The sequence below is a fragment of the Mitsuaria sp. MSU3D genome, from assembly GCF_056867975.1.
In genome coordinates, this window is sequence record NZ_CP200314.1 from 3,537,360 (window position 1) to 3,555,372 (window position 18,013).

The 18,013-nt window shown below is 64.2% G+C and carries 18 protein-coding genes and 2 tRNA genes; 11 read left to right on the forward strand and 9 right to left on the reverse strand.

Annotated elements, in window-relative coordinates:
• Positions 1–3 precede the first annotated feature (3 nt).
• From AC1VNM_RS15480 to AC1VNM_RS15495, 4 genes are read left to right on the forward strand one after another with little or no spacing between them, the layout of a single operon-like run.
• Positions 4–807, forward strand: coding sequence for a hypothetical protein (locus AC1VNM_RS15480; protein ID WP_483107483.1), 804 nt, complete (start codon positions 4–6; stop codon positions 805–807).
• Complete coding sequence (locus AC1VNM_RS15485; RefSeq protein ID WP_483107484.1) at positions 797–1,201, forward strand: hypothetical protein; 405 nt, start codon at positions 797–799, stop codon at positions 1,199–1,201. Before AC1VNM_RS15480 ends, AC1VNM_RS15485 begins: the two co-directional genes overlap by 11 nt.
• 29 nt (positions 1,202–1,230) lie before the next feature.
• The gene (gene stbB, locus AC1VNM_RS15490; RefSeq protein WP_483107485.1) at positions 1,231–1,953 is read left to right on the forward strand and encodes a StbB family protein; all 723 of its coding nucleotides are present in this window, start codon (positions 1,231–1,233) and stop codon (positions 1,951–1,953) included.
• A gap of 25 nt (positions 1,954–1,978) precedes the next feature.
• On the forward strand, positions 1,979–2,236 hold the full coding sequence (locus tag AC1VNM_RS15495; RefSeq protein ID WP_483107486.1) for a hypothetical protein: 258 nt from the start codon (positions 1,979–1,981) through the stop codon (positions 2,234–2,236).
• A 78-nt stretch (positions 2,237–2,314) separates the two neighbouring features.
• Here AC1VNM_RS15495 and AC1VNM_RS15500 read toward each other — a convergent pair whose 3' ends face one another.
• From AC1VNM_RS15500 to AC1VNM_RS15510, 3 genes are read right to left on the reverse strand one after another with little or no spacing between them, the layout of a single operon-like run.
• The gene (locus tag AC1VNM_RS15500) at positions 2,315–3,187 is read right to left on the reverse strand and encodes a hypothetical protein (RefSeq protein WP_483107487.1); all 873 of its coding nucleotides are present in this window, start codon (positions 3,185–3,187) and stop codon (positions 2,315–2,317) included.
• Positions 3,184–3,585, reverse strand: coding sequence for a hypothetical protein (locus AC1VNM_RS15505; protein ID WP_483107488.1), 402 nt, complete (start codon positions 3,583–3,585; stop codon positions 3,184–3,186). Before AC1VNM_RS15505 ends, AC1VNM_RS15500 begins: the two co-directional genes overlap by 4 nt.
• Positions 3,582–4,634, reverse strand: coding sequence for a hypothetical protein (locus tag AC1VNM_RS15510; RefSeq protein WP_483107489.1), 1,053 nt, complete (start codon positions 4,632–4,634; stop codon positions 3,582–3,584). Before AC1VNM_RS15510 ends, AC1VNM_RS15505 begins: the two co-directional genes overlap by 4 nt.
• Positions 4,635–5,016: 382 nt before the next feature.
• On the opposite strand from AC1VNM_RS15510, the gene AC1VNM_RS15515 reads away from it, so the two are divergent.
• The 3 genes from AC1VNM_RS15515 (at position 5,017) to AC1VNM_RS15525 (ending at position 7,551) form a co-directional block, all read left to right on the forward strand.
• A complete protein-coding gene (locus AC1VNM_RS15515; RefSeq protein ID WP_483107490.1) occupies positions 5,017–7,260 on the forward strand; it encodes a TonB-dependent siderophore receptor in 2,244 nt (747 codons plus the stop codon).
• Positions 7,261–7,296: 36 nt separating this feature from the next.
• Positions 7,297–7,372 (forward strand) — tRNA-Asn (locus tag AC1VNM_RS15520).
• 103 nt (positions 7,373–7,475) lie between these two features.
• A tRNA-Asn gene (locus AC1VNM_RS15525) sits at positions 7,476–7,551 on the forward strand.
• A gap of 68 nt (positions 7,552–7,619) precedes the next feature.
• Here the strand turns inward: AC1VNM_RS15525 and AC1VNM_RS15530 are convergent.
• Positions 7,620–8,684 (reverse strand): alpha/beta fold hydrolase, encoded by a 1,065-nt coding sequence (locus tag AC1VNM_RS15530; RefSeq protein WP_377161178.1) that lies wholly within the window; start codon positions 8,682–8,684, stop codon positions 7,620–7,622.
• A gap of 176 nt (positions 8,685–8,860) precedes the next feature.
• Between AC1VNM_RS15530 and AC1VNM_RS15535 the strand changes: the two genes are divergently transcribed.
• A complete protein-coding gene (locus tag AC1VNM_RS15535; protein ID WP_483107491.1) occupies positions 8,861–9,967 on the forward strand; it encodes a type I restriction endonuclease in 1,107 nt (368 codons plus the stop codon).
• Here the strand turns inward: AC1VNM_RS15535 and AC1VNM_RS15540 are convergent.
• Positions 9,943–10,608, reverse strand: a complete 666-nt coding sequence (locus AC1VNM_RS15540; protein WP_483107492.1) for a PEP-CTERM sorting domain-containing protein — start codon at positions 10,606–10,608, stop codon at positions 9,943–9,945. The two genes, AC1VNM_RS15535 and AC1VNM_RS15540, sit on opposite strands and share 25 nt — an antisense overlap.
• Positions 10,609–10,810: 202 nt before the next feature.
• On the opposite strand from AC1VNM_RS15540, the gene AC1VNM_RS15545 reads away from it, so the two are divergent.
• Entirely contained in the window at positions 10,811–11,425 is a 615-nt protein-coding gene (locus AC1VNM_RS15545; RefSeq protein WP_483107493.1) for a DUF4124 domain-containing protein, read from the forward strand.
• Positions 11,426–11,450: 25 nt separating this feature from the next.
• On the opposite strand, the gene AC1VNM_RS15550 is transcribed toward AC1VNM_RS15545, so the two are convergent.
• From AC1VNM_RS15550 to AC1VNM_RS15565, 4 genes are all read right to left on the reverse strand, one after another.
• Positions 11,451–12,080 carry a hypothetical protein gene (locus AC1VNM_RS15550; protein ID WP_377161168.1) on the reverse strand — a complete coding sequence of 210 codons (630 nt, stop codon included), beginning with the start codon at positions 12,078–12,080 and terminating at the stop codon, positions 11,451–11,453.
• Positions 12,081–12,115: 35 nt separating this feature from the next.
• Positions 12,116–12,877 (reverse strand): YoaK family protein, encoded by a 762-nt coding sequence (locus tag AC1VNM_RS15555; protein ID WP_483107494.1) that lies wholly within the window; start codon positions 12,875–12,877, stop codon positions 12,116–12,118.
• Positions 12,878–12,956: 79 nt separating this feature from the next.
• Complete coding sequence (locus AC1VNM_RS15560; protein ID WP_483107495.1) at positions 12,957–13,478, reverse strand: hypothetical protein; 522 nt, start codon at positions 13,476–13,478, stop codon at positions 12,957–12,959.
• Positions 13,479–13,550: 72 nt separating this feature from the next.
• On the reverse strand, positions 13,551–13,943 hold the full coding sequence (locus AC1VNM_RS15565; protein WP_483107496.1) for a response regulator: 393 nt from the start codon (positions 13,941–13,943) through the stop codon (positions 13,551–13,553).
• Between the two features lie 135 nt (positions 13,944–14,078).
• On the opposite strand from AC1VNM_RS15565, the gene AC1VNM_RS15570 reads away from it, so the two are divergent.
• Positions 14,079–15,128, forward strand: a complete 1,050-nt coding sequence (locus AC1VNM_RS15570; protein WP_483107497.1) for a LacI family DNA-binding transcriptional regulator — start codon at positions 14,079–14,081, stop codon at positions 15,126–15,128.
• Between the two features lie 463 nt (positions 15,129–15,591).
• The gene (locus AC1VNM_RS15575) at positions 15,592–17,967 is read left to right on the forward strand and encodes a TonB-dependent receptor plug domain-containing protein (protein ID WP_483107498.1); all 2,376 of its coding nucleotides are present in this window, start codon (positions 15,592–15,594) and stop codon (positions 17,965–17,967) included.
• Positions 17,968–18,013 lie beyond the last annotated feature (46 nt).

Sequence of the window (18,013 nt, forward strand, 5' to 3'; positions counted from 1 at the left end):
CCCATGCGACTCAAGCGCCCATACCGCAACTGGACTGCGGCCGAGACCGACCAACTGCGAGCGCTCTACGGCACCATGCCCCGTGCCGATCTCGCCAAGCTGTTGAATCGCCATGTCTTCGCGCTGAGCGCGAAGGCTACGCAGCTCGGCCTGATCACGCCGCGGCCCGAGGCCGTTGAGAACATCCTGCCGCACGTCCGCACCGCAGGCGACGCTGGCACCACGGTGCAGCAGCTTGCAGAGCTGACCAGCTGCGGAGAGCGACATGCGAGCAAAGCCTTGCTGCACGCCCTGGAGACCGGCGAGGTGTTCCGCCATCGCGAAGGCCCTCGCTTCCGCTACTACGCGACACGAGAGCAGGCGCAGGCCGGCGAGAAGCAGGCTCGCCGCGATGCCCAGCAGCACCGGCGAGCTGCGGGGCGACAGTTCTACGCGACCAAGATGGCCACGCTCGGCCGCAGCGTGGTGCCACGTGGCACGCCCCGCCCCGCAAAGCCCGCAACAGCGAAGAGGCGCCCGCAGGTGGACCGCCGCCCCGGCGTCCAGCAACTGGTGACGCTCCCCGGCGTGCCGGCGCCCGTGCGCACCGCTGCTCACCGCGGCCCCGCTCACCTCCCCGGCAAGCCGAACGTCCCCAAGGGCCTGATCGTCAAGCGCGGCCCCGACACGCGGGACACACGCTACACCGCCGATCCGAACGCCTACGGCCTTGGCTTCGCCAGCCGACGCCCGGGCGAGTACGCGGACGCTCCGCGGCCCTGGGCAGCGGCGGCCGTTGCGTCACGCGGCGACGGCCATGGAGCTTGAGCAGTGGCTTCGCGAGAACCCGCGAAACCTGCAGGGCGTCAACGCCCATGCCGACGAGCTGCAGCGCCTCAAGGCGCTTGGCTACACGCAAGAGCAGATGCGTGGGTGGCTGGCGACGCAGGGGCTGCAGGTCTCTCGCCAAGCGATCAGCAAGTTTTTTTTGCGCGTGCGCGCAACCGCCGCGCCACCTGAAGCAACCCCGGCGCCACCACATCGCGCCTCAACCGGAGAAGCCCTCGTATGCAGCCCATCGAAGAACCCCAGCGACGAGCCCCCACCCGAGCCCGCCGCAGCAACTCTCAAGGGTCGCGCACAGCGCGTGGGCGACCGCTACCTGCAGCAGACGCTGAGCCCGCTGGCCAAGCAACTTCTGAAGCCCTCCAGCAAGACCTGACACCCCTCACCGCACAAGAAGCCATCGCCATGATCAAGCCCATGAACATCGCCCTCATCAGCTACTCCGGCAACGCCGGCAAGACCACCCTGTCCCGCAACCTGTTCGGCCGCCACCTGCCGGCCGCCGCACTCGTCGCCATCGAGAGCATCAACGCCGATGGCCAGGAGGAAGTGACCCTGCGCGGCAAACAGTTCGGCGAGTTGATCGACGCCTTGGCCATCAGCGAGAACGGCGTGGTTGTGGACGTGGGCGCGAGCAACGTCGAAGACTTCCTGCAGCGGATGACGCAGACGCGCCGCAGCCACCAACTGTTCGACTACTTCGTCATCCCTGTGATGCCGGGCACTAAGCAGGAGCGCGACGCCATCGCCACCGCCGAAGCGCTCGCTGAGATCGGCGTACCCGCGAGCAAGGTAGTCGTGATCGGCAACGGACTGGAATCGACCACGACGCTGGCCAACGCTTTCGCCGCCGTGCACGCGTACATCGCTGAGGAGAAGCGCGCCCAACTGCTGCCCGTAGCGATCAGCGACAGCGAGGTCTACAGCCGACTTGCTGCGCAGAACCTCACGCTGGCCACCGTGCTCGCGGACAAGTCCGACCACATGGCCGCAATGCGTGCCGCCAAGGACCCGAAGCAGCGACTCGCCGCAAGTCAGGCGTTCAGCCTAAAAGGCATGGCGGAGAGCGCCGCCGATGAGCTGGACGAAGTGTGGGCCGAGTTCTCCGCGCTCCAGTCCGCCGCCTAAGTAGAGCCACAGCGAGGAGCACCACATGATCGGACAACAACCGACTGGCGCCATCCCCGGCGCGATCATCAGCGCTGTGGCCCACGAGGGCCTTAGCGTCACCGTGAACGGCCGCCCCGCGCAGCTTGCGATCATCACCGACGAAGGGCAGATCGTGGCCTGCGGCCCCGAGGTTGCACGAGAGGCAGGGGCCGTGGCCCGCAACAGTCTTCAAAATTTATGGCAGGGGAAGGGTTGGCTCCGCGAACTAAGTCGCCCCATCGCGCTTAGACAACGCGACTGACGCGTGCCAAAAATTTGAGGACCAAGCCACCACCTCGTCGAGTCATGCCTCGCCTCATGCGCGAGGCGACCTCGACCGTCAGCTGCCAGTGGACTTCCGATTGCGCACACGTTTCGGCTTAGCACTTCCCGACGGGGCATCAAGCGTTGTAAAAAGCCGCCGCGCCCTTTGAGCTACGTCGTCGAAGGTGCCACCGGCACTTCCCTTCAAGCCTTCAAGTTGTTCGAGCAGTTCCTCAGCTTGCTTCTTTGCATCCGCGAGAGCCGCTTCGCGGTCAGCTTGGGTCCGGACATCGGCAGCTTTCTCCGCCTGCTTCTTCGCCTCAGCGTCAGCGCTCGCTTTGCGAAACAGCGATATGCCGTAATGTCGGATGCTAAACAAGCTTCCAGTGCGAGGGAAAACGCATTCAGAATAAAAGGAATGGTCAGGCTCTATCGGACAAGCAGACAACTTGAATTGTTCCTTCGCATAGTATTTGTCCGATACACGATTTTTCCATTCGGCGATTACGCCCTTGCAGTTCTCATTCTTTACGTAGATGAGCAGGGCCCCACAATTGGCACCACGAGCGCCCACTGCGTATCTATCCATCAGCTGCCCGACGCCGCCCTCCACCCACGGCCAACTACTGTCGATCTTTGCCTCGGCAGCCCATGTGAATTGTTTCTGGGAGTCCTCGACATAAATATCAACATGCCCGCCCGCATCAGCGTCATGCTCGGCGTCGATACACTGACCGCGTAAATTTGCAACGAGGAAGGTCGTTATCGTATCCTCATCAGCCGTGTACAAATACTGGGCCGCTCTTTGCGCCTCGCGCACAGCCCGATCCAACCCCCGATTGACGGTCTGCACGAAGCTCTCATAGCTTTCGGGGTATAGCCGCTCAAAATGATCAAAAAGCGCCTTCTTGCCATACATGCTAGCAAGGTCGTCCAGACTCCATTTCATGCTCTGGGCTTATAGATTAGATGCACACGAGAGGCAAAATCCTCCACCTTTTCGCCCGTCTGAGGGTTGTACAGCACCCCCGTATGAAATGCTTTGCGAATCTCTTCGCCTGACAATCGCAGAGGCATCTCTAGGATCTCTCCCCCATCTGCAGCGTAGAGTTCGTATTCCCGCAGCAAGACGCCAATACTATTCAAAGACAGCACGTCCAGCGCATGAATGACGTCCCGACGCGCAGCAGCATCATCCGCGCCGATGTCACGGGCGATCAGAGCAGGCAGGATCTCATAGACTGGCCGACGATCAGACAGTCTCTCCAAGACCCAGTCGAGGGTCCGAAGCTCGGCGTCACTTCCCAGTGACTCCTTCGCCTTAGCTATAGCTTCGTGGGTGTTCACGGTGCGCTGTAGGTGAGGAGCTTTGCTATGCAGTGGTCGAAGTCAGACCGGATGACGGTACCTGATATGCGCGCGTGATACAAGCCGTAGGGCTGCTTGGAGATCGTTCGGGTTGTCCCGGGAAGGAGCACGTCAACTTCCCTTCCGTCCAATGTCCACCTTAGCTGAAGACGAAATTCTTGAAGGCCTCCAATTGCACCCTTGCCCGTGGAATGAAAAGGCTCGTCGCGCAGGTCTTGTTCCTTCATTCGCTCAAGCTTCGCCGACCGGGTGTCGGTAATAAAGCCAAGCTCGACAACGATGCCTTCCTCAGCAGCTTCATATAAATTATGAACAGCAGGGAAGAGGTTCCGGTGCAGGGCAAGCGGAATAGCCAGTCCGAACTGGCCCACCACATAGCTATTGAGTGCGCGGACAAGGTTGGCCCGCATCACGTCTTCTGCCCCCAAATTGTTCAATACGGGGACGAGTACCTGGAATAGCCCAGATTGCAGGTCAAACGTAGCGACGGGAAAATACTGGGCGGACTTTCTACGCACCAGAACGATCTCTTCGTATGCCCGAAACCTCTCCGGCACCTCAGAGTCCGCATATTGATCCGGGAAAACGAATTCCTTTGTTTCCGCATTGACCACTGCTGAGAAAACCATTGCCACGCGATGCTCATCGCGTTCGATATGAACTAGCGACAGCGCATCGACATCCTGCTCCGCGAGGGATGTCTCGCTGACTCGAAGTGGATACGCGTCCGCCGGAGCGGAATTTGGTACTTCTAGCTGAAGCAGAAAATCCAGCAGTCCAACCCTGCTCTCTTCCGGCACGTCGAGAAAGGTCGCCCACTTTTCTCCGTGTAAGTGATACTCCCTCAGGAAATTCTCCACACGTTCCGTCGCCCGCGCCTGACCATCGTCGTCAAGCGTGCCGATGCGATCCGACAACTCGTCCCACCCGCGCGCGTGCGGAAGATCTGAGCGATGGATCAAAGCACGCATCACCGGCCAAGGCACCAGCCCTCGCATCGTCGCGAACATTTCAGCCAGAGTGGCCATTTTTTCTCCCCGTTTGGATTGCACTGTATCCGAACGACACGACACGACACGACACGGCGCGGCACGGCGACAAGACGGGACGAGCCAGCGCCGGATCCGCTATGCACAGTGAGGAGGCGATCGCCGACCTAGAATGCTGTATCCCGGCACAGTGCGCCGGGAAAGCTAGGGGTGCTGGCGGTCAAACGCCGGCTGAGAAAGTCCCTTTGAACCTGATGACGGCCAGTTCAGCCGTCAGCCTACAAAGGTTTATCTTTGTAGGCCGAGTTAATCCTCGCGCAGGGAAGCATGCCTTCGACACGCCTCGTGTCCCGCACGCCGCCTTCTCATCGGCGTGTCCGGTTTGCCGACCTGCCATCGCATTTCTGGCTTCGGCACATCGATGGCAACTTCGTCCGCTCTGAATTCCTTCCCGCTGCATCGGCTCGCGATCGCGCTGATCGCCGGCGGCGTCTCGGTCCATGCCGGTGCGCAGTCGACGACGTCGGGCGCCGCGCCCGCCACTGCGTCGGCCAACACGTCGACCAGCGCGCAGGCGACCTCCCCCGCCCTGCCCAGCGTCGTCGTCAAGGGCACGTCGGAAGCGCCCGTCATGGCCGGCGGCTTCGGCGACACGCCCGTCGCCAAGCTCCCGATCCAGGCGAGCATCGTCACCGCCGAGCAGCTCACCGATCGCGGCTTGTTCAGCATCGCCGGACTCACGCTGCTCGATGCGAGCGTGGGCGACTCGTACAACTCGGCGGGCTACGTCTCCTATCTGAAGATCCGCGGCTACGACCTCGACAACCGCTTCAACTACCGCCGCGACGGTCTGCCGATCAACGCCGAAACCGCGCTGTCGCTGGCCAACAAGAGCAGCCTCGAAGTCATCAAGGGCACGACTGGCATCCAGGCCGGCACGAGCGCGCCGGGCGGCCTGGTCAACCTCGTCGTGAAGCGCCCGACGGTGGAGCTCACCAGCGTGCGCCTGGGCGTCAGCGAACGCGGCACCGTCGAGTCCGCGATGGACTGGAGCCACCGCTTCGGCGACGGTCACGGCAACGACAAGGCCTTCGGCCTGCGCGTCAACATCGAGGCCGCCAAGCTGCGCCCCGAGTTGCGCGACGCCGACGGCAGCCGCTGGTTGATGGCCGTCGCCGGCGACTGGCGCGTCACGCGCGACACGCTGGTCGAGGCGGAAGTCGAGATCAGCCGCCAGTCCCAGCCGAGCCAGCCCGGCTTCAGCCTGCTCGGCGACAAGCTGCCCGACGCGAAGTCCATCGACCCGCGCATCAACCTGAACAACCAGTCGTGGAGCCAGCCGGTGGTCTTCGAGGGCCGCACCGCTTCGCTGCGCGTGCAGCATCAGCTGAACGCCGACTGGAAGCTGCAGGCGCACGCGGCGATCCAGCGCCTGGTGAACGATGACCGCCTCGCGTATCCGTTCGGCTGCACCGCGGGCGACGGCACGTATTACCCGAGCACCTACTGCCCCGACGGCACCTTCGATCAGTACGATTTCCGCAGCGACAACGAGCATCGCAACAGCGATGCACTCGACCTGTCGGCGCAAGGCAAGCTGAGCCTGCTGGGCATCGAACATCAGGTGTCGACGGGCGTGCTGTTCTCGCGCTACAAGAGCCGGTTGCAGGGGCAGGCCTACAACTGGGCGGGCACCGGCAACATCGACGGCACGCTGCCCACGGTGGCCGATCCGACGCTGGGTTCGACCAACACGGACCGCACCGAACGCAGCACCGAGTTCTACTTCCGCGACGCGATGCAGTTCAGCGCGCAATGGCAGGGCTGGCTGGGTGTGCGGCACACGCGTCTGGATCGCGAGTCGTTCAAGGTGAACGTGCCCGCCGGCGAGAGCGACGAAGCGACGAGCTATCGCCAGTCGGTCACGACGCCGTGGCTGGGCGTGAGCTACGCGATCGACCCGCAGTTGCTCGCCTATGCGAGCTGGGGCGAAGGCGTCGAATCGGCGGTCGCGCCCAACCTGCCGATCTACGTGAATGCGGGCCGGCCGCTGGCGGCGATCCGCAGCAAGCAATGGGAGATCGGTCTGAAGTCGGGCAGCCGCACGGTGGACTGGTCGATCAACTACTTCGACATCAGCAAGCCGGCGACGAACGATGTGCCGGTGGTGGTGGGCGGCGAGGACAGACTCGAGAGCCGCATCGACGGCAAGCAGAACCATCGTGGCGTGGAAGCCCAGGCCGACCTGAAGTGGACGGGCGGCGGCCTGATGGTGAGCGGCATGAAACTGCACGCGCGCCGCGACGGTAGCGCGGACGCGACGCTCAACGGCCTGAAGCCGACGAACGTGCCGGAGACGGTGCTGAAGCTGCAGGCGCGGCACAGCGCGGGCATCCCCGGGCTGGAGCTGCTGGCGGGCGTGGTCTACGAGGGCAAGCGGATGGTGGTGCCGGACAACTCGGTGGCGATCCCGAGCTGGACGCGACTGGACCTGGGCGCGCGCTACGAGCAGAACGTCGGACGGCAACTGCTGATCTGGCGACTGGGCGTGGACAACGTGACGGACCGTCGTGCGTGGCGCGAGTCGCCCTACCAATACGGACACGTCTACCTGTACCCGCTCGCCAATCGCACATGGCGGGCGTCGGTGGAGTGGGTCTTGTGAGGGTCTGATTTTTCTGTGTATACTCTTAGGCTCTGATCCCCGATAGCTCAGTCGGTAGAGCGCCGGACTGTTAATCCGTAGGTCCCTGGTTCGAGCCCAGGTCGGGGAGCCAAGATCAGACAACGAAGGTCTTCGGACCTTCGTTTTATTTCAGCCGGTGTCCGACCGAAGACGCTGGCCCAAGAATTCAGATCGATTGGATCTGAGCAGACTTTTCCTCGATAGCTCAGTCGGTAGAGCGCCGGACTGTTAATCCGTAGGTCCCTGGTTCGAGCCCAGGTCGAGGAGCCAAAATTGAAGCCCCATTCGCGCAAGCGGATGGGGCTTTTTCTTTGCGAAGTTCGGCCCCTCGAGCGACCTCACACAGGGTCAGGCAGCGCCCGGCGTGCGAGCGCCGGCGTATCGACATCCCACCCGGCCTGGAAGTCGGGACGCTTGCCCGCACGCAGCGATAGCCCCCAACCGGCGCCGGCATCGATGCGCGTGGGCAGTTGGTGCCGGTCGATCTCGCCTTCCAGCGTCATCGCCAGATCCAATGCGAAGACCGAATCGCCGATGTGCCATGAATGGTTGAAGGTGCCGCGGAACACCGATGTCCGCGGGTCCTTGCTCGCGAAGTAGGTCGAGCAATCCACATTGATCGCCTTCGAGTGCGCCGTCGGCGGAAGCCCGACTCGCCCGGCACGCGGTGCTGTCCCGAGCCGCTTTGCATTCGAGACGCCCAGCACCTTGTCGAATCGGTTGGCGTAGTTGGTCACTCTGACGCAGCGATCGAACATGGCTCGACCCCATTCGCTGGAGGCATCGAGTGCAGAGGATGCAATGTCGCCCCCGATCAGCGCGACCTGCGCGACACGCCAGTCCGCCCTGTAGAGGTCGCCGCGCTTCTGCGCCTGATTGAAGGCTTCGAGGATCACGTACGCGCCCGTCGAATGGCCGACCAGATGGGTGTTCAATCGACAGGGGCTCTGAGGATCGTTCTGCGCGTCGATCAGCAGACCGATGGCGTCCTTCACCATGCGGTCCGACACTGCGGCCGCATCGGAGCGGTCTTCCAGGTAGTTCAGCGTCGAGTTCGCGCTCGGCCAGTCAAAGGCCACGACGGCACCCCGCCAGCCCTGTTCCCGCAGCGATGTCTCCAGCATCTCGGTGCGCCAGAGCACTGTCTCGATATCGTTGTTGTACCCATGGACGAAAACCAGAACATCGCCCTTGGTGCCGGTGATTTCGTCCTCCTCGCCATCGGCCGCAGCACAGACAAGCCTGCGCCAACGCGTTGGATCCTTGATCACGTGCGACGGGTCATAGGACTTCTGTCCGAAGGGTACGCGGATGAAATGCGTCTCACCCGGTTCGGTGCCAAATCGACCTCTGCGGTCGATCTCCCGCGTGGTAATCAGGTATGTGTAGTCGATCGCGGCCATTCCACCTCCCGGCATGAGCGAAAGGTGGCAGCGTGCAGGAACTGAGCCGGCGCCGAATCATTCAGTTTGATGACGCGGCGGGCAGGTATCTCAACGAGTGATCAAGGCCAGCCCCGATGGCAACTCGCGAGTCAGGTGATACAACCACTCGGTCCAGCAAATCCAGGGAGGAAAAAATGGACTTCATTGATCAACTGCGCGTACTGTCAACACGCATCGCGAATACCAAAGCACTGATCCAGACCGAAGAGGCGACGAAGAACGCCATGGTCATGCCATTCATTCAAGCGCTCGGATACAACGTCTTCGACCCGCTCGAGGTCACGCCCGAACTTGTGGCTGACGTGGGCACCAAGAAGGGCGAAAAGGTCGACTACGCCATTCTTCGAGCGGGCAAGCCGATCATGCTTTTCGAGTGCAAGAAAGCTGGTGGCGACCTGAGCATCAATCACGCGAGTCAGTTGTTCCGGTACTTCCACGTCACCGAGGCGCGCTTCGGTGTGCTCACGAACGGCTTGGTCTACCGCTTCTTCACCGACCTCGAACAACCGAACAAGATGGACGAGAAACCGTTCTTCGAGTTCAACATTCTCGATTTCAACGAGAGAGACGTCGAGGAACTGAAGAAGTTCGCGAAGGCAGCATTCGACCTGGAGACGATCCTCACGACGGCCAACGAGCTCAAGTACACACGAGCGATCCAGACGCGCCTGGCCGAGTGGATGATCAATCCAGCCGAGGAATTTGTCAGGCTGGTATCCAGCGATCTTCTCGGCACGCGCAGGTTCACGCCTGCAATCAAGGATCAGTTCACGCTGATTACCAGGCGTGCATTTGAGCAACTGCTAGGCGAGCGGATCAACGATCGACTGAAAGGTGCGATGGCCCCAGAGACGGTGTCGGTGCCAGACCCGATCGTCGTCGCAGCGCACTCTGCTCCAGTCCTACCGCCAGCCTCCATCCCAGACGAGCCGCAGGTGGTGACCACCCCAGAAGAGCTGGAGGCATTCCATACGGTGCGCGCGCTTGTCCGGAACTTGGTTCCATCCAAGCGCGTGGTCATGCGCGACGCTCAAAGCTACTGCGCGATCCTGTTGGATGACAATAATCGCAAGCCAGTTTGCCGACTGAGATTCAATAACACGCAGAAACTTCGGCTCGGGCTCTTCAGCGCAGACAAAAGCGAGGAACAGTTTTCGCTGGAATCCGTCGATGACATCCACAATTTCGCGGATCAGCTGCGAGCTACCGTTGCCTCCTATCTACAGCCGGCGGCCAGTTGATCGCCGGTTTTCTCACTTGACCTGAGGTCGAGGAAAGCTGAATTGAAGCCCCATTCGCGGAAGCGGATGGGGCTTTTTCTTTGCATCCAACCCAGCGCCGCCAGCCCGACCACCCACAGCAGCACCGTGGTCGGCTCCGGCACGGCCACTGGAATCGGCACAGTCAGATCAGGCCCGACGATGCGGCCGAAATCGACCGGCAGATTCTCCGGACCGGCGTTGGCGCCGGAATAGATGACGAAGTTGTTGGCCGTCCCTGTGTCGGGCGCATGGGTCGTGCTGAATGAAAACGTCATCAGCTTTCCGGGGTCCGTTTCGGGCGTCAAAGTCACCCACATCCAGAACGAGCCCGCGACCTCAATGCCCGGCTGCGTCCAGCCGCCGACTGCAAGGTAGAGGTCCCAACCCGCCGGCTCGGTATGCGATACCCAACGCGGCGCGTCATGGCTGGGCGTGCTGTTCGAGAGCACGCCGAACTCATGGAACCCGCCCGGCGGTAGCTGGCTGGTGTCGAGGACATAGGTGTAGGTGTACAGCCCCGTCAATTGGCTGAACGTGACGTCTCCAGTCACGGCCGGCGCCGACTGCGCGGCACCGCTCAACCAGGCGAGACACAGGATCAACAGACGCATCAGTTTCATTGCGATCTCCCATTGGGTCGGAGCTGAAGCTTGTCCACGCGACGGGCTGGACGCAAGGCACGCGCACCGGAATTTCCAGCGACAGGGGCAGGCACGCCAACGCGAATGTCGATGAGGGAAGATCGTCGGGACACCATCGGCAACATCTCAGGTCAACTGCAGCGTGCATCGGTGCGTTCGATTCGTTTCAGGGAGACTTCATATGAAAAAGATCCGGCCAACCTTCATCGGCGTGCTGCTCGGCGTCTGCGCCGCGATGGGCGCCCACGCCCAGGTCTGGAAATGCACCGTCGACGGCAAGACCCACTACTCGGACCAGCCGTGCGCGGCGAAGGGCGAGCAGATGAAGCCGCAATCGCTGCAAAGCAATGTCATTGATACGTCGGCGGACCGTGCGGCTGCAGAGCGTTCCAGAGCAGCGGCTGAACAACAGCAGGCCAACGCGCCTCAGGCTTCAGCACCGACCGTTCCGTCCAACTACTGCCCCTCCGATCGCGACATCGCCGCGATGGAGACCAAGGCCAGTTCCATCTCGCTGAGCGCGGACGCCAAGCGCTTCGTCCAGGACGAGATCCGCCGCGCGCGCCAATGCCAGAAGGGCCAGGGCAACTACACCGCCTCCGACTGGAACGTGAGCAAGCAGGCCGTCGACGCGCAAAGCAGCCTGACCGGCGGCGCCGACGCCCGCCGTCGCGCCGAGGCGATGCACAGCGCCGCCAACGCCAGCGAGGGCGACCGCATCGCGCGTCAGCGCGAAGTCGACGACCGCAACGCGCAACGCCGGCCGAACCAGCAACAACCGCTGCGCGATCGCTGAGCTCGGACGAGCCCCCGGTTGCCGCTCAATGCGTCAACCGGCTCTTCCGCCAAGCCAGGTAGCTGCCCAGTTCCGGCAACGGCAGGAAGCCCTCGTCATCGGGATCCGCGGGCACTTCGCAGACTTCCACCAGGTCGACGTCCGTCGCCGCGGCCTTCTCTCCCAGCGCGGTGTCCAGGATCAGCAGCAGCCCGTTGGCGAAGTCCTCTTCCTGGTCGTCGTTGAAGCCTTGCACGGCAACACGCAGGCCGAGCACCTCCGGCGAATCGGGATCCACGAGTGGCTCGAACCACATGTCTTCCGGGTTCAGTTCCAAGCCTCGATAGCCGATGCTGAAGCCGAAGCCCATCGGCGGCTTCAACGGCACTGCCGTCCATCCCGGCAACTCCGGCGCCACCGAGACCATCGCCTCGACCAGCGGGAACAGCTCCCAGTCGCCCTGAGCGGTGATGACGAACTCGCGGTCCTTGTCGCCGGCCGCCGAGACCTCGAACCACAGGCCTTCGTTCAACGCTTGAAGACGTTCCAGCAACTCGTCCCAGAACGGGTCGTCCGGCGATTCCATGGCATCCAGGTCTGACTGGCGCGACACCAGCCAGGTCCAGAAGGCATTGATCTGTTGAGGGTTGAGGTCGACGTCGAGGTGGTCTTGCATGCGAGGCTCCAATCGGCGCGATTGTGCGTCGGCCTTCAACGTCTTCGCGTCAACAGCCCCCGCCACCGCTCCCAATCCTTGGTCACCGGCGGCAATGCCAGCACGAACAGCACCGTCGCCAGCGGCACCACGCACACGAACCCGACGTATTTGAACCCCAGCGCCCCCGCGCCGCCGCCGAGCACGAACGCCGTCAGCAAGCCGCCCGCGCGTTTCGCCCGCAGCCGGTCATGCCGCACCGCCGCGCGCTTCACCGACGGCTGCCGGTTCCAATAAAGCATCTTGCCGAGCTCCATCCCGAGGTCGGTGATGTTCCCCGTCATGTGGGTGGTGCGGATGCTCCCGCCCGAGGTCTTCGATCCCACCGCGTTCTGCAGTCCCATGATGAACGCCAGCAGCAGCACCGTCAGCGGCACCGCGAACGGCGTGTGCCACGTGAGCGTGATCGCGCCCATCAGCCCGAACGGGAACAGCAGCGCCGCCTCCAGCATCAGCGGCAGCGCATAGACGCTGCGCAGGCCGTGCTGCCTCGCCCAGTTCACCAGCACCGCGCACACCGCCGCGCCGGCCAGGAAGGCCAGGATCGCCCCCAGCGCGTTCAGCACCAAGGTCCCCTGCCCCATCACCGCGCCGTCCGCCAGCTGCGAGGCGAAGCCCGTCATGTGCGAGGTGTAGCGCTGCAGGATCAGGAACCCGCCCGCGTTCACCGCCCCGGCGTTGAACGCGAGCAGCAACCCCAGCGCCTGGTTCGTGGACGGCGCGCGATGGCGGCTCGTCAGGTGCAGCAGTCGCCTCACGGCGCCTCCCGATGTCGATCAGAGTGCGGCCCATGATACGGGTCGCCCCCGGGCTCGTCCTCCGGGGCGTCGGCCCGCCTCAGCGCGAGGCCTGCGGTGCCAGCGGAAGGTTGGTCACCTGCACCGTATCGAGGAAGGTCCCCGCCTTCGAGGTAGGCATGAACGACAGCGAGTCCTTGCCGGCCTCGAATATCGCGATGAGCAGTGCCCCGCCGGCGGCGCCCGCCTTGTCGGTGCTGTAGTTGAAGTAGTAATAGATCATCGGCCGCTCGTTGATCCGGTCACGCGGCACCCAGATGCCGCCCTCGAACGGCCCCATGACGGCGTTGTGCGCGTATTGCCGGACGCACGCGCCGGGCCCTCGATAGAACGACCCCTTCTCGTTGCGCGCCTCGAGACGGTAGATCCCCTTGGCCAGGCCTTCCCGCCATGCGACGCCGCCGAAGGCTCCCCGTTGCTCCACATACTCGACGTCTTCGTCGAATCTCACGTACTCGTCCGACGTGACCTTCTCGAGCTTCTCGGTATGCCTGTCGAAAGTGGCGGCACAGCCGGTCAGCGTGACGACAAGCGCGCACAGCAGCGCAGCGGCGATTCGCATGTGGTTCCTCCCCGGGGACGTTCTGATGGGTTCTTCGCGCGGCGAGTCTATCGCGCGCCACGAAGCCCGTCCTCAGGGCATCGACGGCTGTCCGTCGAGCTTCGCCCCGTACTTCGTCAGCGTCTTGTGCAGACGCCCGAAGTCGATCGGCTTGACGAAGTAGTCGTCGAAGATCAGATCCTCGGCGGACTCGAAGTCCGTGTTCAGCGGCGTGCCGCTGACCGCGATCGCGATCAGCGCCGGCAGGCTCAGCTTCAGCCGCCCCGTCAGGTGCCGGCCGTCGGCGTCGGGCATGTCGATGTCGGTGATCAGGATGTCGGGCTCCCACTTCAGCCCGATGCCGATCGCCTCCAGCCCGCTGCGTGCGACCCGCAACTCGAAGTGGTAGACGGTGAGCAGTTCGCGCAGGAGATCGAGCGAGTCCGGCTGGTCATCGGCGACCAGGACCTTGAGGCGTTCCGACATGGCTTGGAAGGAATGGCAGTTGAGCGGCAAGAGCAAGCGGCGGGCCCGGGCGAATGCCGAGGCGGGAATCGCGGCGCATTCTTCCACCAGACGCGTACGGGAGTAGGATCATCGGGTTCTTGAAAGCGCTTTCCCATGAAGAGAAAGAAGCCCCTCCTGTCGACGTCCAGCGAGGTCACGCTGGGCATGGTGGCCACCGCCAGCGGCGTGTCACCAAGCACCGTCTCGCGCGTCCTCAGCGGCGCCGCGCAGGTGAGCTCGGACAAGGCCGAGCGCGTCCGTCGCGCGATCGACAGGCTGGGCTTCGTCCCCAACACCATCGCCCGCGCGCTCGCGGATGGCCGGACGTTCAACGTCGGGCTGCTCGCGCAGTACTTCGAGAGCCCGTTCTACGCGCTGATGCTGCGCGGCATCGAGGAAGTGCTGACGCCGGCGGGCTACGGCCTCGTCGTGGCGAGCGGACACTGGCAGCCGGATGAGGAGCAGCGCTGCATCGCCTCGCTGCGATCGCGGCGCGTGGACGGGATCATCGTGTTGACCGGTGGCCTGAGCGATGAGTTCCTCGCCGCGCTCGCGCGGGAGCTGCCCGTCGTCGTGACCGGTCGGGCGCTGCAGGCAGCCGGGCTTCATGCGTTGAAGACCGACGACGTCGAAGGCGCGCGCGTGGCGACGCGACACCTGATCGAGCGCGGACACACGCGCATCGCCTTCATCGGTGGAGACGCCTCGCATGCGGATGCCGCGGAGCGCGAGCGCGGCTACCGCGCGGCGTTCGCCGAAGCGGGTCTCGCCGTCGACGAGAACTTGATCGGCGGCGGCAACTATTGCGAAGTCGGCGGCGCCGCGGCGATGACGCGGATACTCGACCACGGTGCGCAGTTCACGGCGGTCTTCGCCGCCAACGACCAGATGGCGGCAGGCGCCGCGCGCGTGCTGCACAGCCGCGGCTTCCGCGTGCCGGAGGACGTCTCGCTCGTCGGCTACGACGATCTCCTGAACACCGCGCATGCGAGCCCGCCGCGCACGACGGTCGACGTCCACATCGCCGAACTCGGCCGGCGCGCGGCCTCCGCGATGCTGGATCTGCTGCGGACCGGGGGCTCGACGATCGAGCCGCCGATGCCGCAGCTGATCGTGCGGGAGTCGACCCGGCGCTTGCCGTCGACGGCGGCCAGCGTCTGTTGATCGAATCAGGAACTGACCCCTTCTCGCCTTGCTTTTCGTCAACTGCCCGTCACAAAACCTCGGCAGAATGCAATGCATCCGAGACAACAACCGGCTGCACTACTGGGCAGAGAGCTGGAACCCGTCACCAGCGTCACGGATACCCTTTTCAGAAACGAAGCCACCCGATGGGTGGCTTCTTTCATTGGGGGCGTCGAACGACGATCGCCGCGCCGCAACCCCCCAGGCGAAGGGCGCCACCCTCGGGTTTCCCCACCCCTCCGTCGCGCCCGCCCATCACCTTGGGTAAAGAACTTTGAAAGTCCGCGCTCGCCTCCGTCACGAAACGTACAGCGTGCGATCCTTTCGACCAAGCCGCGCGACGCATCGCCCTGCGCATCGTCCGCGACACCCTCACCACCTTCCGCGCCACCGTCCCAGCCATCGCCAGATCGGGCCGCGCTTGCTCCTGCCATTGCTTCCGATGACAAGCACCCGCCGACCTGCCCTGCATCCGCTCTCCTTCGCCTTGATGCTGGGCCTGAGTTCCTCCGCCTGGTCCCAGGCCACCCCGCCCACCACCCCGCCCGCGAAAGCACCCGCGCCCGTCCCTGAGCGCTCGCGCCCCGCGGCGCCGCCGTCCGCCCCCAGGCAAGCCGACAACCCCACGCAGCTCGACCGCGTCGAGGTCCAGGGCACCTCGCGCGACGACGACCAGCGTCGCGCCTCCACCGCCTCGAAGATCATCATCGGCCGCGAGGAGATCGAACGCTACGGCGACGCCACCATCGGCGAGGTGCTGAAGCGCCTGCCCGGCGTCACCACCGGCGGCCGCCCCGGCCGCGGCGGCGAGGTCCGCATGCGCGGCATGGGCGGCGGCTACACCCAGATCCTCGTCAACGGCGAACGCATGCCGCCGGGCTTCTCGCTCGACGAGCTCCCGCCCGAACAGATCGAACGCATCGAGGTCATGCGCGCCCCCACCGCCGAATTCGGCGCGCGCGCCATCGCCGGCACCATCAACGTCGTCCTGCGCGAAGCCATCCAGCGGCGGCTCAACGAGGTCCGCCTCGCCACCACCTTCGAGCGCGACCACGTCACCTCGAACTTCAACTGGACCCGCAACGACAAGATCGGCGACAACGGCGACGCCTACAACTTCACCGTCAACGCGATGCAGCACAAGCGGCTGGACGACATCGACTCGCAGTCGTTCACGCAGCGCTTCGACCCGACCACCGGCGCGCCTCAGAGCCAGACCCTGCTGCAGACCCGCGGCCAGACCGCCGACGAGCGCAAGTCGCTCAACATGACCGGCCGCCTGCAGCTGCGCCTGGACGGCGGCGACACCATCGCCCTGCAGCCCTTCGTGATGGTCAACCGCGGCAGCGGCGGCAGCAGCTCCCGGCAGACCCAGTCCGCCGTGCCCGACGAGAACGCCTTCGAACGCATCAAGTACGACACCGCCACGAACGACAGCACCAGCCGCTCCGCCATGGCGCGTCTGAACCTGCAGTGGAACAAGCGCATCGACGAGCGCACCCGCATGGAAACGCGCCTCGGCGCCGGGCGCATGACGATGAACAGCAGCGCCCATCGCGAGGAAGACCTCGACGCCACGCCCGGCGTCTTCTATCGCACGCAGGACGACACGACCAGGAGCCGCGACACGCAGTGGAGCGTCAACCTCAAGCTCACGCACCAGATGGACAACGAGCACAGCCTCGTCGCCGGCGTGGAAGGCGAAGGCACCGAGCGCACCCAGACGCGCGGCTGCTACGAGGTCTTCGGGCAGACCATGAGCGGCAACAACTGCGCCTTCCTCGCCGACTTCGGCGAGAACGTCAGCGCCTCCACGCGCCGCCTGGCCGTCTACGGGCAGGACGAGTGGAGCGTCGGCAAGCAGTGGGGCTTCTATGCCGGCCTGCGCTGGGAAGGCATCCAGACCGACAGCACCAACAACCAGGGGCCGGTGAAGAACACCTCCAGCGTCCTCACGCCGCTGCTGCACGGCGTCTACAAGATCGACGAGAAGAGCCGCGAGCAGATCCGCGCCAGCCTCACGCGCAGCTACAAGGCGCCCAACCTGAACGACGTCATCGGCCGGCTCAGCATCAACAACCAGTTCACGTGCCAGCCGCCGGACGTGCTCTGCGGTCCCAACCTGATCAACTACCCGGACCGCTTCGGCAACCCCGACCTGAAGCCGGAGATGGCCACCGGTGTCGAGATCGGTTACGAGAAATACCTTTCGAAGGGCGGCCTGCTCAGCGCCAATGTCTTCTACCGCCGCATCACCGACCTGATCCGCAGCCAGGCGCAACTCGAGACGGTGCCCTACGCCACCGAGCAGCGCTGGGTCATCCGCCCGCGCAACATCGGCAACGCCAAGACCTACGGCGTCGAGCTCGAGGCCAAGTTCCGTCTCGACGAGTACCTGACCGACGCACTCCCGGTCAACGTGCGCAGCAACCTCTCGCTGTTCCATTCGGCCGTGGACGGCATCCCCGGTCCCAACAACAAGCTGGACCAGCAGCCGCGCTACACGGCCAACCTGGGTGCCGACTACCGGCTGCGCTCGGTACCGCTGACGCTGGGCGCCTCGCTGAACTACACGCCCACGACGCTGCTGCAGCAGAGCGACCAGGTGCTCAACGACATCGACAAGAAGCGCGTCATCGACCTCTCTGCGATGTGGACCTTCTCGCCCACCGTGGCCATGCGCGTGGCCGCCAGCAACCTCGTCCCCTTGACCTACGGCAACGGCAGCATCGCCACAACGCCGGGCCGCATCGTCACCAGCGAGAGCACCGGCCGCAGCTTCACCGTGTGGACGGTGCGCCTCGAACTGAAGGTCTGAGGACGCAAAAAAGGCTGCCCGCGGGGGCAGCCTGAAAAATGCGGAG